This is a genomic window from Jutongia sp. SJQ-6, assembly GCF_054161275.1.
The window spans coordinates 2,433,324-2,449,033 of the sequence record NZ_CP195314.1 but is presented as its reverse complement, the minus strand read 5'-3'; the positions used below and the strand labels follow the sequence as shown (position 1 = coordinate 2,449,033).

The following is a 15,710-nucleotide window of genomic DNA, read 5'->3' as shown; positions in this document are numbered from 1 at the left end:
ATGTCCCCTATATTTCCAAAATCAGCACATATGAAACACCTTGGTCCAAAATGATTTTGGATTAATATAGAATATTTTATCTACAACTTCCTTTTCTGACCCGACTAGCCGATCATAAGAAACTGCCAATCGAAAGTTCAAATAGTGTTTACTATTTAGTACTTTTCTAATATGCTCCATTAATAACTGGTTTTCCGCGACAATCACTACTGTAACATCATTGCCAATATGCATGGCATCCGGTCCAAGTTTTTTCAATACGATATCAATTCGAGACAGCTTGTCAAAAAGTTCAGTTATATTTTCGTTGTCATTGCGAATCGGCTGTATAATGTATGTTTTCTTATTATCTGTAACATATGAAAGTGCTCTAAAAATTTTGTTGGTATGGCCTGTCTTCTTTTTGTCATACCAAAACGATTTAGCAGTCTGAAACACCATACTATTATCATTGCCAGCGATTCCCAAAGCAGCTTGATTGGCACATAAAATTTTTTTGATTTGTGTTGCATTTCTATTAGAAATATAACCTTCTAGTCTCATCTTGTGTTTATTAAATATAAGAAATCCTTTTCCCTTCCGTCCTACCGCATATACTCTCATCAACCCTACTGAACCGTTAGCATTGTGAAAAGCATACCTGCGAAGATAGTGATTTTCTGTGAGTTTTTTTAATTCTTTTGCCAAGCAACGATCATTGACAACTATGCCTTCTCTTATCAAATATTTTTTCAAAATTTGTTTGTTTACAACTAATAACTGATTGATTGCCAAAACAATTGATTTCTCTAAAGAATCTAAATCAATATAATGCCCAAAACCACCATTCGATAAATCCTCTTCTTCGATCCATTCTCCCTCCCTCCACTCAAAAGGACTAGGATATTCCATTTTTACCTCCATCTCATTCGAAACTAATTCCATATTTACTGTAGTATCCATAACTATACCTTCCTTTCCGCTTATATAAGCTAATCTCCTCAACTTTTGTTTATGATTATATTTTACAGAATGTACACATTAAATAAATTAATAGACTTCCAGTATATATTAATCAAAAAATATAGGACTTTTAATAAGACATGCTCTTTAATGAAACAAAAGAGTATCTCATAAAAGTCCTACATCTTCATAATTCGAAAATTTTATAGTCAAATCAATGTTACAGTAGCCCATTAATTATCATAATTGATAGTTAATTATGATATCAGATAACTAAAAACGAAATATAGAATTGTTATTACAATTGAAGATTTTTTTAATCTTGCGCATATGTCTCGTTGATCATTATTTCTGCTTCCGGTTAATCGAACAGTTTCAATAACATCTAGGAAAAATACACTTGCATAGACAATTGCTGTCACATGTACCCATTTAAGATCAAAATTTTCATTTTGAGACGAGACTATCCAACTCAAAAACATCAACACAGAACCTGCAACTGTCATTTCAGTATACGCAGTCATATTTGAAAAATTGCAATACTTCACAGACTCCGTAAGTATAATATTTACCACCGCTGCCGCCATCATTGCAATGACTGCTATAATTAATATACTCATGACACCACCTCCATAATCAAACGCACTCCTATTTCAAAATACTTAATAAAATTTCCATATACATGTACTATACATTCCCACGCATAATTAAGTTGATTTACCACCCCATATCGACTTGACAAAACATTTAAAGTTTTTAACTTATCAGCCACCAATTTAATTGGTATATTTATATCAATCGTTCCTTGAACTACCCCTTCAATAATGTCGTATATACATAATCCTGCTAAAGTATATAAAAAGATATATATAAACAACGAGAGCACTGTATCATCATTTTCGCATTTCATCTTGACTAATTTTGTATATATCATTTCGCCATTGTTAGAAGAATAGGCACGTCCCAGTTCTGTTTCACAAACCAGCGAAAACGCACTCTGCTTTTTTGCATCAAAAATTTCCTGCGTTAATGTTCCATCCCCCAACATTATACATTCAACTTTTTTGACAGAACAAGCTAAAGGTACAGTTGGAAAATTAGCGAATAATACAACACCAATTATTAAAAAATAGGATGCATACACTAACCACATATGTCGATTAATGTAACAATTCTTAAAAAAAATTTCGATCAAAACCCGAACCACTGATATACCACTAAACAAGTACAAAAACATCTTGTGCTTATTCATGCAACCACATCCTCTCTAATCCAAAATTTTAACTATTTTCCAATTCATAATAGGTTGCATCAAGCTCAATTGGCATCGGTGACAACGGTTGTAAATACTTTTTATAAAATGCATCGGGAATATCCTGTGTTCCCGGCAACAAAGTATATTGTGTTAATTGATCCAGGATTCTCATGTGATAATTTTCATTATCTCTATTAAGAATATCTAACACAATTTTATCAAAAAAAGAGGTTCCATATTCAATGTCTACAGCCAATCCCGGCTCAAATGTTACTTTACTTTTATCTTCCTCATCGAGATAAAGATGATTACTTCTTTCTCTTAAAACGGCCTCCTTTATTTGTTTTTCAAAAACAGTCTCGTAATCTAATTGTCCTGGCAGCATGGTAAAGATCTCCGTCCCCCACGCTCTAGGCAAAAAGCCTATCGCAGCAAAAGCTATTCCCAAATCTGAAGCTATATGACAAACATTTGCATTTCCCACACGATTGTCACATGCACCTATAAATAATGTCTTTTCCTTCTTCCGAATACATTCAATATAACATGATATAGGCACATCTTGAAATGACCTGGCAAATGCTTTGACAATAACGTTAGGATTAATCAATTTAAGTTTTTCTGCAACAGCATCAACTTTTTTCCGTCCAATGTCAACAAGGTTGAGCTGGTGACGAGCAATATTATGAATCTCCAAATTATCAGGATCGATCAATACAATGGTTCCCACACCGGATCGTGCCATTTGATACGCAATCAGGCTTCCCACACTACCACAACCACTGATAACTACCGTAGCCTCATTCATCCAATTTGATTCCAATAATCCACTATTTCTGGAAACCAAACTTTGAGTCAATGCATATTCCTCTAACTCGATATTTTTCATTTCGTTCGTATCAGCATTATACAGCCACCCTGTATTGTCCTTTACAAATATAAGATCTGATACTGCCTCACTAATTTTGTTCTTGAGAAAATCATTTGATTTGATTTTATAACCAATGAGCTTTGATCCAAGAACCTGCTCCATTTCTGTTCCCCAGCTTAACACTGTGTACTCTCCTGTTGTTGGCATAAAACCATATAACGGTCCCTCAAACCCACTATTTTTCATCAGATTTTCTGGAACCACCAACTTGTCCTGCTTTAAATAACGATTTGCATCCATTTTTTCGATACGTTCTAATAATTTCTTATCCGTCATCAGCATTGATGATTCAAAACTGACCATTTTTTCTGTATTCGCTCCTATTTTTTTTGCCCCATGCCCCCTGCTCCAATTGCCATCTAATTGATTCTTTGTATTACTTTTCTCTTCTTTATGTATAACTTTCTGCAAATCCGGTCTTGTTAAGCAAATATTTGTATTAAGACGTTCTGCTATTAAATCATATGTTGCGACCTCAAAAAACTCTTTTGGAATATTTTTATCTCCAACTTTATACGACACCCGGAATAATTCATTCTTTTTGGACGCATAATAGAATGTAAAACGCATATGCGGATCAATATTCACAAGCATTGATATAATTCCATGCTTGCTCGTTCTGCAATGCTCTCTCATTGTCCTTTCATCTGGAGCCGAGAACCTATCAAACGAATTCGGATGACGATGAAAAAATCCCAAACATGTCGGCTGATATTTATATATCATTCCTTCCCTCTGAATTCTATGGTTAACATAATTTTCATCATATACAAAATATGTAACCGTGTGAGTCGTATCCTGTTTAAGTCCTGCATCAATTACATCTGTTACATACCAAATTCCATTACTGATATAACCAATCAAAACACCACCCGTTTCATTCTCTCCATATGATAATGTTTCGGATACAATCTTTGCAAATGCCTTGTCTGACAGCAAAATTTGTTTACACTTTTCATTTTTTTTATAATCCTTATATACATATTTTAGCGAACTTGTCATTCTTTTCGAAACACAAGATGACGGTACACTTTTATCAACACCTGATTTTCTTTTCATAATAAATTTCCTCTCTTTCTTAGGCACATGCATATCAATGATCTACTCCTATTACTCTTTCCATTAACAATTATACAATCCATGCATTACGGTGTGCTTCCCCACAAAACTTATGGTTCCATACGCTTTTATCACGCAATCCAAGTTCAAAAGCTAATATCCAATCTGCTGCATTACCAGCCGCTTGTACCGCACTAAGATTCTGTCTTCCCGCCTGAACCTGCTCCGGAAGGCGTGTACACAAATATACAAAAGAATTATCTGATCCCAAAAGATGAGGTATGCTCTTTCTTCCTGCTTGTTTTGCACGTTCTCTAAGTTCTGTGACATCCGGATCTAGTAAAATCGACTTAACGCTACCCCCATAATTTGAGTTCGATGGATGGCACTTGTCATACATTAACATTATTTTGTACGGTTTGATAATTCCCGTTTCGGTCATATTAAGCGTTACCACCCAGTACATATCACCAGTCGACTGTAAAAAGCCCAATTGTGCATCCGGATACTGTCTCCTCATTTCTGCAACTTCTCCTTGAAAAATAAGTGGACTTTTTTCATACCACTGATCAGGATGATTTCCTGCGAAAGTTCCCGCCTTAACTTCAGTGAAGTTCCCTTCCTCTGGCTTAATTGAAGAATCTCCTTTTGGTCTAATGACCCCTCCCGGTCCCATTACCATTCCTTTTCCACTTTTAACGCTTTTCGTAAGATTAGCAATTTCCTCGGACTGCGTCATAGGTGTTCCTCCAAATTCCCCATTGACAATATGTGACATATTACCCTCCTCTACCATTAACAATACCTTTTTCATGCTTATTTCCTCCTTCATTTCAATAATAGTATCACTGCACCAACTACCTGTTTGCTCCTTTCCTGCTTCATACAAACTTTTCATAAAGCTTTCTCCTTTCCTGTAAAACTATATGGGTTCCTTTGATCTAAATATATAATTGCACATATTAACAACAAACTAAATTAATTAAATCTATGTCTATTTTATTTATTTTCCCTTTTTTATTATTTCTTCAATATCATCTCTTGTAACCAGCATTAACTCTTTCAGACTATATTCTTCATCTTGTAATCTGTTTGCTTGCTCTTTTTTCATTTTTTCGAACAAATTTCTGATATCACGTCCATTTCCCGAAAACTGTTTTTTGTTGTTGCCAATATACTCCTGTAACAATCTTTCCGCATCTAAATCCATTTTATATTGTTCCTTTTCGCAACATTTTTTGAAAATGATAAAAAGTTCTGTAGCTGAATAATCCTCAAAATAAATATAATTACTAAATCTTGATTTCAATCCAGGATTAGAAGCTATAAACCTCTGCATTTCCTTTTCATAACCAGCAACAATTACTACCAAATTATCTCTATAATCTTCCATCGCTTTTAGCAGTGTATCTATAGCCTCTTGCCCAAATCCACCTACACTTCGCTCAAGAGTATATGCTTCATCAATAAAAAGAACTCCTCCAATGGCTCTATTAATTACATCCATGGTCTTTATTGCCGTCTGCCCCGTATATCCTGCTATCAACATAGACGAATCCACCTCGACCAACTTGTCCTCAGCAATAACCCCAATAGAGTTTAATATTTTCGCAACAATTCTAGCAACAGTCGTCTTTCCAGTCCCTGGATTTCCAGAAAATACCATATGATATGATAATTTATCCGTTTTTAATCCCTGTTCCTCTCTCGCCTTTTGTATTTTAATCATTGCTAATATAGCCTGCATTTCCTTCTTTACTCGATCCAATCCGGTCATACTCATTAATTCATTTATTACCTGTGTTTGTGTCTCATTATTATTATGAATCTCTAGGTCTTCACATGTAATCATAGAAAGCATATTTATCGTTGGATTCTTTTCTATAGAAATACGATGTGCCTGGCAACAAACTACCTTTTCAAAATAATTTCTAACCTCCCTTCCATTGGCAAAATGAGGTGATTTGTTCCTAGCCATTCGCATAAAATAATCCTTTAAGTCTGGTAATGCCTCTTGTTCAACTTGCATATTACTTTTTTTACATAAATGCTCAAAAATTTCATACAACTCCTCCCCACTATAATCCCGAAAATTTATAAAAGTTTTAAATCGAGATTTTAATCCAGGATTGCTATATATGAATTTGCTCATTTGATCTTCATATCCTGCCACAATTACAATCAAATCATCTCTATGATCTTCCATTTCTTTCAGAAGTGTATCAATAGCTTCCTGCCCAAAGTCATTTCCATCCTTTGCAAGTGTATAAGCTTCGTCAATATATAAAATACCACCCATAGCAGATTCAATAACTTTTTTTGTCTTGATGGCAGTCTGGCCTACATATCCTTCAACTAATCCGCTGCGATCAATTTCAACCACCTTATCGCAGCCAATCACACCTAATTCTGCATATATTTTCCCTAATAATCTTGCAACTGTTGTTTTCCCTGTCCCAGGATTTCCAGTAAAAACCAAATGATGAGATATATTTAACGCTGGCAATCCCATACTTTTTCTATACTTTTCTACCTGAACACATTCCACCAATTTATTCACTTCTTCTTTTATTTCTGCTAATCCAGGCATATTTTCTAATTCTAATAGTGCATTGTTAAATTCCTCTCTTTGAATGCAACTGCTTTCCATTTCTATTTGAGACAGCGATTCACAATCACCGCCAGATACCACAGTCAAATCATTTGACTGTATGTAATCTTCCACTATATTTGGTTCCCCAACTAAGTAATTGTTCTCTACAATTTTAACTCCCAGCTGATTTTTTACTACTACATATACAAAAGGAGATCCCTGCTCGTTTGATATATACATATTCATCATGTATTCTTCCTCATTGCCCGGTACCTGGAAAATATATGTATCCTCTATATCGAAATCGCCATCATTCTCAACACCTATTTTGCAAAATGTATATATACTCTCTATAGGGTTATTTATCTCAAATAAAAGTTTCCGTGATTCTTTCCCAACCTCGAAAATAGGATACAATGCATCATTCTCGCGTCTATAAATCCATATACTTTTTTTCCCCATACTAAACATCTCCCCTCTGAGCTAACAAACCTTTTCATACTCATCAACTGATATGTAATGACCTCTTGTCAAGTACAAATTAACAGAAATCACCACAAACTTTATTTAATTGTTGCTGAAGGCACCCAGAAAGAGCCTCGGAGTATCAGTTCTCGGCCTTGGCCACTCTGATATACGTGGATTGGTTACCTACAGGTCAATGGTCCGCCGTGAGCTCTACCGTCTAAAAGCGTGGATCACAGATCTATCTGTACCGACATAGTTGAATCGTAGATAGCTCGAACCTTGAAATGGCCGAAGCCCTTTCAAGATGTCTTCAGTTGTTACTTTGTATTGGCCAGATGTATGTGGCGTAAGCCATCTTACATCTGCTTAATTACCCACCATAACAGCGGGATGATGATGTCAAGGCTGCGCAAGCACCGCCATAGGCGGCTTGGTCTTGACAGTAGCAGCACGATGTTATCCCCACGTCAGGCAATGTTATCTGTCATCATGCCCCACATGAAGCATGCAAGTTCCCTTGCGATTGCTGTTTTGGCTACATTATGTTTCTTATACTTATTAAGCACCATCTTGTAGTATCGGCGTCTTAGACGCTCGTTAGCTTTGTCAGCATAAGCGATGACTGCAGGTGTATTCCCTGACTGACGGGACTTCAGTTCTTTGGATTTGAAACCAACCTGTCCTCTTGCATAGCATTGTGACGCTTCTGTTAGGAGTAGCCGTACATGCCTGTTTCCTGCTTTGGTAATTCCTAGTCTGTTCTGATCATCGCCGCTGGAATCTTCACCAGGTACAAGACCGAGGTAAGAAGCAAAGTGCTGGGCAGAAGCAAAGCGCTTGAAATCACCGACTTCAACCAGAACAGAAAGTGCAGTATGTGTCTTCACACCGATGAAGCAGCAAAGCTTTTTCACTGCTTCCTTGTATTCATCCTGTGTTGCAAGCTCCTCAATACGCTTATCCAATCGTTCAATCTTGTCTGATAGTGTCTGGTATGTCAGCAGGTATTCGTCGAGGATCTCCTTGTACAGAGCCTCAGGAGTTAAGGCCTTAAGCCATTTAAGATGAGCTGCTGTCCAATGACTTTTTCCGTCATAGCGATAGTTATGGCGTAAACAGAACGCAAGAATCTGCTGCTTCACTTTTTTCAGTGCTAGTTTGTGATCGTCCCTCATGCGCAGGAATTCTTTTGTTTCTTCATCCTTTGCAGTTGGGATATGAACAGGGCTGTAGTTATGCTGTGCAAGACATTTGGCAATGATTTCAGCATCACGTCTGTCTGTTTTTATACGCTTTTTACTACGCTGTTCAAGCATTGTAGTAGGAGCGAGAATAATGCATTTTACATTGTTCGCCGTTAATTGGTGATACAAAGTATAACCGAAGCAGCCAGCCTCATAACCACATATGAAGTTAGCATCGTCTCCGTAGATGGTTCTAAGAAACTCCAGATAGTTCAGAACTTTTTTGTAATCAGCTTCTGTCCTCTGGTAGTGAGAAGCCTTTTCGGCTTCAATTGTGTAAGCACAAAGTGAAAAACTTTCCTTGTGAACATCCATTCCTACGTAAACTGTGTTATAATTCATTTGATGACCTCCCTTTGTATGCGGTAATCCCTGTTACTATTTGCTTTTGACAATCATTAGTATACAGGTAAATCCACGAAGTTACAAAGTGGAGGTCATTACATATTGTCTAATGAATCAAATCCCACTAACATTTTTTTATTCTGCTCTTCCTTTGCCTTTCTAAGTACGGTGCATACAATTTGTGTTCCAACCGGCAAGCAACCACACTCATACGAAAACGCCTTTTCCCCATTATCTAATGTAATAAATGCCCCCGCCTTACAAATCGAGTCAATTTTCCCCTTACACTCATCCCATCTTTCATATCTGGTAACTTCTTCAAGTAACTGCGTATTATACGGATTAATGCCATTAATAACTGTGTCCATATTACTACCTCCCTGTTCTAATCCAACATTACTATAATTAATTTCAACCTCTGTTGAACTTGATATAATAGTACAGTAATCCGTACATAGAATATTTTATTCAATTATCCATCTATATTAATTGAAACGAAAATCAGATTAGAAGTGCCTAACTATTCTTATATATGAAATCTTTTGTACTAAAAAAGGATCTCTTCAATCTGCTTATCAGCTTGAAAAAATCCTAAATTATAACTCGACTAATTAAATCAGTTATCTCCCATATGCACTGTCCCATTTGTTTCGGATATCAAGAACACTCTTTAACCATGGGCTATTTTTCAACTCATTTGCAAAAGCACCTTTTGAATTTTTGCTATCACTCCATTCTACTAATTGTAATGTTTCATCGTCCTCACCATATTCGCTTAATATTGAATATATATCTGGTCGATTCTTTTTCACATCAGTAATTCCATTATTTAAAGTAAGTGTAACGGTATCAATCTGCATTTTTTTTGATATCTGATTATATTTTCCAGAGTCAATACCATAATCGTGATAATTAAATGGGAAAAAACTACAAACATTAAATGATAATCCATCAAATCCCTTAAAAAAATCAGGATATTTTTTTAATAATTTCTCATAATGTTTTTTTCCAAATTGAACAGCCATCCTGTCACCTTCATTATAATATATATTAGAATATTTTTCATCATTGCCTCTATAGCCGCCCAAAACATTGCAAACAGTAATTGGAACATTCTTTTCCATATAATGTCCTCCGCCAAATGGACTTACAGTTGTCCCCAATTCCACACAATTGTATCCACCTTTTGTCAGTTCTCCTGCAAATCCTCCCACAAATTCACCCTCGATATCGTTTAGCACTGAACTGGCAGAACTATTAATAAGATAACGGCATTTTCCTGCAATTCCCCCTTTATATTTTCCAGACTCATTCGACTTTATTTTTTGACTTGATTCTATCCATGCGTTTGCAAATGAATTACTAATAACATTTGCCTCGCCTGCAATTCCGCCAACATATTTTTTCCCCCAAACCATTGCAGAATATACCGAGCATTCATCAATCAATCCTTCAGACTTACCCACAATGGTACCAATATAGGAGCCTGATGAGCTTAAAGTGGCACAGGTAATATTAACATTGACTACTCTACTTTCTGAACTGCACAAACCAAATAGTCCCTGATAATCCTGTGATTCATTTTTTAATAATAAACCATAAATCATATGACCATTTCCATCAAATGATCCTGAAAACGGATAATCTTTATTTCCAATCGGAGTCCAATTATGAGTTGCATCTTTATCCAAAACAAGAGATTCCCCTGTTCCATCTAAATCTATATAACTTTCCGTCGCATTTCTAATCCCCTTAGCATTATGAGGATTTAATGTAATATCTGCATCCAACTCAAAATATTGTCCATAGAAGCTATTTATTTGACTTGTATATGAAAGCCACGCAAGCTGCCTAGCAGTATTTATTTTATATGGATGTTCTTTAGTCCCATCCCCCTTAAAAGAAGACCATCCACCCTTTACAGTTGTGCTTCCGTCCCAAATCGTCTGATCATGCATATCTATACTTTTTTTAATTCCAGCAGCTGTCAAAATTATCATAAGTAATACTGCCATATGAATGATCGGAATCTTTATCCATCTGTTTTTCAATGGATAAACCCCTCTGGTTTTGCTTATTCTACCAACAATTTCCGGAACAATTTTCTCACTTAACGGATTATCTTCCGGTATGTCATGACCACCCCAAATGCTGAAATCCGTGCAATATCTTCTTACAATATCATCCACTACCCTTTTATCATGTGATGAAAGAATATTATATTTCAGCAAATTGTTGTACGCCTTATAAAGCTGTTTTTTTAACACATCATTATCAATTCTATTATTTCTAAATGCCTTAGACATAATGGGTACTATACATTTTTTATGCTTATGTGCCCATATAATCTCTGCAAAATAGTAGTCCGGCTTGTCTTCTCGTGCGATCATACAGTCCTCTGTCAAAATCCACACAAAGACCTTACAGTGCCTAACATTTCTATGCAATCTCCTTGGATATCCATTTTTTTCCTGATTATGTTGCTTAGGATTATAATAATTGGTATATCCAGCATCTTCTAATCCTCTATGTATATTTGCAGCAATCTTTGCTCCGTTATTCCTGTTTCGAAATGAAATAAAATAATCATTCCGAAATTTATCTTTAAATCCCATTATATAACCTCCTATCTAACATCAGCGGTCATCCGTTTTAAACCATTATTGCATCTTTTACAGCCAAATGTATATATCAGCCCCAATAATGGCAATATCTCCACCAGCATAAATCATATCATTTTTACTATGGTTACAGCAACATCTTTTCTAGCATCCGATTTTGTCTATTACTTATAAGTAACAAGATAACTATCACGACATCACACACCACATCACTAACAGTTCCACTAAATGGCAATCCCATTTTCCAAGTAGATAGTCTCAATCCATAACATATTCCTGCAAAAATTTTAATAAATAAAAGATAAAAGGCACAATTATAAACAGGTTGCAACACTTTATACTCTCCATATTTTAATCCCAAAAAGTCCCATGCTATCTTTATAAAAGCAACCATGCTTAAAATATATCCTATCAATAACCCTCTACCGGCATTAATAAATATAAAATCTGCAATATTGGCAGCACGCATCCTAGAACCTCTATTATCCAAACGCCTACAAGTTTCCTCGAAGTAACCTGAATACATGCAACTCTTTGAACTACAGTCTGGCATAAATTCTCTTTTAAATATCATGATACCTGCTATTATTAAAATAAACATAAAAATTGTATACAATATTACTGAAGCTGCTGCATGTTTATATTTAGACTTTTTATCATCACTTGTCTTGGATTTCGCCAATACCAATATGAGCCAGCATACAGAAACCCATAATAAATATACCAATTGAAACGCATATGTATTGTTATTCCATTGCTCAATAAATAGCGACAAGCTCATAATCGAATGCAATATAACAATACACATCACTAACATTTTACTTTTTATCAACTCATCTGTCTTCAAACACGAGCGAATTACAATCATCAATAAAGGAGTCATCAAAATTTCTATATTAAAGACAACCGATTTATGTATGCAAATTTTCCATATTTGTATATTTTCTCCTTTTAATATGGAAACTAAATTTGATTGTTTATCAATAAAAAACATAATACAGTAAAACAGGCACAGTCCGAACATAAAGTATGCAATGGATTTAACACCAGCATCACCAAAATCATCAATATATCTGCTAAAGAAAAAGAGAGACACGCTTACTACACAAATTGAAACAACCATCTTTATTATCATGGTTACAATTGAATCCCCACTTTTCATTCCAAAAGTTATCAAAATATATAATATCACATACCCAACACTTAGTATTCCAAATATCCCACATTCTAATTTATTTTTTATATATGCTTTTGTCACCATTTTGTCGTCCCCCTTTTAATATTGTATACAACACCACAACATAAAATATATAATTCTAATCAAATGGATTAGGATTAATATTTATAGTCTTCACCTCAGACAAATTATTAGTTTTCTTCTGTTTTTCTTCATAAATATTCCTTAACAGATCTTGGTCAAAATCAATAAAATCTCCTAAAATAGAAAATACAGTTTCGGATATGTATGCTAAACTTCTTTCAAAGCTTTCTTTTTCATAATCATAAATACAATCATATTCTCCAATAAACTGATTTTCTATTTCTCCATCATTATCTTCTTCCCTAAAATAAGCCTTGACAAATCTATATTTTCTTGACAATTCCATGGCTAGCTCTTTCCCAACTGATAACGGAAAATTTTTGTATTTATTAATAATACACATATATGAAATATCTATTTTAGTACCCTCTACACAACGAAAAGTCACAAAAACGCTTCTCTTATTATTGTCACCCGATAATAATTCGCAACGAAACATAACTTCTGGTAACCTTTCTCTTTGTTTTTCTACAGATTTAATATTTTCTTGATCTGTCAAAATATGTTCAATTTTAGTAAAAATTTTTTTAATTGAATCCTTCCTCATTTCCACATTCTCCTTTCAATGCACATTTCATAAACATACAACTATGCTATAATTTTTCTTATGTATATAGCATACTAAAAACAACAGCACATATTATTAATCAAAATGTACCTATATTTAATCATTTCTATTTCAAATAATTTTGTACAATAAAAAAGCCTTAGGAAAGCAACCAAAATCTTTCCTAAGGCGTCTATCTTTATTAAAATGAAAATTTCTAGTATATTCTAAGTAATTCCGGATCATTCAATAATATTTCATATGCTTTTTCTTTTCCGTTTTCCTCGATAAGCCCGTCAATTACCATATCTGTCTTTCTCAAAAAATCATTATATAAGAGCATTGCCGCTTTAACCATTAACTGATTCCTTCTATTCCTGGATATATTGAAGCACTCCAATTTTTCTGTAGTTTTTTTCACCTTGTCTATTCTTTTTGCATAATCACCCATTTCAATTAAATCTGCTAAAATATGTTTGATTTGTTCTTCATTAAGATCAATTTCCCGAAAATAATTTTCATATTCTCTTATTCGGTCTACAGAGAGAGTAAACGTAGCTATTCTAATTTGATATTTGGACACATACATCAAGTAGGTTTCATATCTCTTCTGTAATTCAACAAGCGATAAGTCCTTCACGAAAAAAGATACATAACCTGATCTATCCACAAACGCTTCCTTAAAATCAGTACACATCATTTGCAAATATCGAAACTTATATTTGATTTCTGTATTAATCTCGCAAACCCCTACTGAATATAACTCCTTCGAAAAATCTAATAACAGCTTGTCTATATCTATATATGTATTATACTTATAATATTTCATTAAATCTAGGGATTTTATCTGTTCATATAATTCTTTAATTTCTGCCGGTATCGTCTCTTGTTGTCTTTTACATATAGTAATATTCTCTGCTTGGTATAACTTTTCATAAAACTCTTCGTCACTTTCAAATTTATATTTACGAACAGACTGTAACCTTCTTAATCGCATAGCTAATCCACCTGGCAATTCAACCTTTTCAATATAAATCAACACGCGTGCTTTATTAAGGTCTCTTGCATAATTCAATTCATCACGGCAATTATCACTTTTTATATAATCTTCGCTTATAAATGCAACAAAATAATCAGCCTTTTGAATGTGTTCAGCCACATTGTCATCCCATTCAGTTCCGGGTCTGATCCCATCGTCATACCAAATACGATAGCCATCCTTGTCCATATGATCAATAATAGGCCAAACCGTTGCACTATCTTTATGAGCATAACTAATAAAAGCATATGACTCATCACCTTCATACGATCTAGGATAAATACCTTCTTTCATATATAACTCCATCCTTCCTATATTTTAGCCCCTCAAAATCTTAAGATACTACCATCTCGTAGCTTTTTGCAAATGCATCCGCATCAATGATATGAACAGATGTAATATCATCTTTATCAACCGTAAGATAAAATGGTCTTTCGTCCGCCACACCATAATAATATTGATTAGTTCCTGCTATTCTTGCCGAAAAAACCTTATATATTCCATCAGTAACTTTTTTTGCATAAACAACGTTTTTCTTTTTCGATGTACAAACATATGCATATTTCAACAAATCAACCGCCTTTTCTGAACCATTTATAAATGCATTCGGCACATATTCATACTCATCAGATACCTCAGCAGCCAAGTTGCCTTTTGCAACTTCTTGATATAATTCTTGAAATTTCATCTTAGGCATATTATACGGTTCACCCTTGCTTCCTATCATTATAATATCATTGCCGCCAGCTTTCAATGCCACACCACTTTCATTTTCCAAGGTTTTCAATGTAATTACATCCTCATCTGCCAACCCATAGTCCTTTTTGATGTCACTCACATTAACATAACATCGTAATATGCTTTTCTTATTATATAAAGGCAACTGGCGAATCTCATCTGCATTGGATTGATAATATGTTCTCCCATCTATAACAGTAGCACCAGCAACATATTCGTCAATTGTTTTTTCTATATCAATCTTCAACGGCTCATTCATTTCTTTTCCTGATTCCTCGTTTAATATAGTAAAATACCACGAAGAGACTTTCATCCTATCAGTCCCCTCCTCAAAATTTTCAATTTCGAAATGCAATAGGTGCTTATCCAAATATCTAAACAAGTCCCCTGCTCTTGTCATATAAGTTGTACTTAATAAAAATACATATTTGTTTTTCTTTATCTGCCCAATAATTATGCAACAATCAAAACTTCCTGTGTTGCATATGTTTATTGCTTGTTTTTTTAATATCGTAATAATATCATTTTTTTCTATATTTTCTATATCAAGTTTATTATTAAATATTATCTTTACATTTTTTTTCATAGTACGATATTCCTCCCTAAT

General features: G+C 34.4%; 13 protein-coding genes. All 13 read right to left on the bottom strand.

The genetic code is table 11. The features are described from left to right. Positions 1-21: 21 nt before the first annotated feature. The 13 genes from ACSAJE_RS11170 to ACSAJE_RS11110 all read right to left on the bottom strand — a co-directional run bounded on the left by ACSAJE_RS11170 (position 22) and on the right by ACSAJE_RS11110 (position 15,689). On the bottom strand, positions 22-942 hold the full coding sequence (locus ACSAJE_RS11170) for a hypothetical protein (RefSeq protein WP_458009093.1): 921 nt from the start codon (positions 940-942) through the stop codon (positions 22-24). Between the two features lie 257 nt (positions 943-1,199). Beyond that, the gene (locus ACSAJE_RS11165; protein ID WP_458009092.1) at positions 1,200-1,562 is read right to left on the bottom strand and encodes a hypothetical protein; all 363 of its coding nucleotides are present in this window, start codon (positions 1,560-1,562) and stop codon (positions 1,200-1,202) included. Next, entirely contained in the window at positions 1,559-2,194 is a 636-nt protein-coding gene (locus ACSAJE_RS11160) for a hypothetical protein (RefSeq protein ID WP_458009091.1), read from the bottom strand. The genes ACSAJE_RS11165 and ACSAJE_RS11160 overlap by 4 nt, the downstream gene beginning before the upstream one ends. Before the next feature lie 28 nt (positions 2,195-2,222). Further along, positions 2,223-4,187: a ThiF family adenylyltransferase gene (locus ACSAJE_RS11155; protein ID WP_458009090.1), complete on the bottom strand. Its 1,965-nt coding sequence runs from the start codon at positions 4,185-4,187 to the stop codon at positions 2,223-2,225. A 70-nt stretch (positions 4,188-4,257) separates the two neighbouring features. After that, positions 4,258-5,085, bottom strand: a complete 828-nt coding sequence (locus ACSAJE_RS11150; RefSeq protein WP_458009089.1) for a hypothetical protein — start codon at positions 5,083-5,085, stop codon at positions 4,258-4,260. Positions 5,086-5,190: 105 nt separating this feature from the next. Further along, complete coding sequence (locus ACSAJE_RS11145; protein ID WP_458009088.1) at positions 5,191-7,242, bottom strand: AAA family ATPase; 2,052 nt, start codon at positions 7,240-7,242, stop codon at positions 5,191-5,193. Positions 7,243-7,715: 473 nt separating this feature from the next. Next, complete coding sequence (locus ACSAJE_RS11140; protein WP_458008882.1) at positions 7,716-8,834, bottom strand: IS110 family RNA-guided transposase; 1,119 nt, start codon at positions 8,832-8,834, stop codon at positions 7,716-7,718. 98 nt (positions 8,835-8,932) lie between these two features. Then, positions 8,933-9,205, bottom strand: coding sequence for a hypothetical protein (locus ACSAJE_RS11135; protein ID WP_458009087.1), 273 nt, complete (start codon positions 9,203-9,205; stop codon positions 8,933-8,935). Between the two features lie 252 nt (positions 9,206-9,457). Continuing rightward, positions 9,458-11,452, bottom strand: a complete 1,995-nt coding sequence (locus tag ACSAJE_RS11130) for a hypothetical protein (RefSeq protein WP_458009086.1) — start codon at positions 11,450-11,452, stop codon at positions 9,458-9,460. Between the two features lie 133 nt (positions 11,453-11,585). After that, positions 11,586-12,719, bottom strand: a complete 1,134-nt coding sequence (locus ACSAJE_RS11125) for a hypothetical protein (protein ID WP_458009085.1) — start codon at positions 12,717-12,719, stop codon at positions 11,586-11,588. A 55-nt stretch (positions 12,720-12,774) separates the two neighbouring features. Further along, on the bottom strand, positions 12,775-13,326 hold the full coding sequence (locus tag ACSAJE_RS11120) for a hypothetical protein (RefSeq protein WP_458009084.1): 552 nt from the start codon (positions 13,324-13,326) through the stop codon (positions 12,775-12,777). Between the two features lie 217 nt (positions 13,327-13,543). Then, positions 13,544-14,659: a toll/interleukin-1 receptor domain-containing protein gene (locus ACSAJE_RS11115; protein WP_458009083.1), complete on the bottom strand. Its 1,116-nt coding sequence runs from the start codon at positions 14,657-14,659 to the stop codon at positions 13,544-13,546. 40 nt (positions 14,660-14,699) lie between these two features. Then, entirely contained in the window at positions 14,700-15,689 is a 990-nt protein-coding gene (locus ACSAJE_RS11110) for a hypothetical protein (protein WP_458009082.1), read from the bottom strand. Positions 15,690-15,710 lie beyond the last annotated feature (21 nt).